This window comes from Desulforhabdus sp. TSK, assembly GCF_022836495.1.
Lineage (GTDB): Bacteria > Desulfobacterota > Syntrophobacteria > Syntrophobacterales > Syntrophobacteraceae > Desulforhabdus.
In genome coordinates this window covers 1-404 of record NZ_BQXM01000186.1, presented here as the reverse complement: position 1 = coordinate 404, position 404 = coordinate 1, and the positions used below count along the sequence as shown (strand labels likewise).

Here is a 404-nt window from a genome sequence, read left to right as displayed (position 1 = left end):
GCCGAGCTCCAGACGGCCCAGCGTGGTCTCGGCCAGCGTGGTGGGGATCAGGCCCACTTCGAACCACGGCTCAGCGGCCTCAGGCCCGCTCACCGCGGTGACGGTCAGCGAGACGCCGTCCACGGCGATGGAGCCCTTCTCCGCGAGATAGGGTGCGAGCTCCGAGCTGAGGCTGAAGCGGTGGCGGCCGTCGGCCGGGTCCCGCTCGATGAGACGGCCCAGACCGTCCACATGGCCCTGGACCACATGGCCGTCCAGCCGCGCGCCGGAGGGCAGGCAGCGCTCCAGGTTCACCGCATGGCCGATGTCCAGCGCGCCCAATGAGGTCCGCCGCAGCGTCTCCGGGATGAGCTCCACCGAGATCTCCTCGAGGTTGTGGTCCAGTTCCACGGCGCTGACACAGA

The 404-nt window shown here is 70.3% G+C and carries 1 protein-coding gene; it reads right to left on the bottom strand.

The genetic code is table 11. The annotated features are described in order from the left end of the window. The coding region (locus MWC30_RS22055; RefSeq protein WP_368860932.1) for a riboflavin synthase at window positions 1–404 on the bottom strand (404 nt) is incomplete at both ends.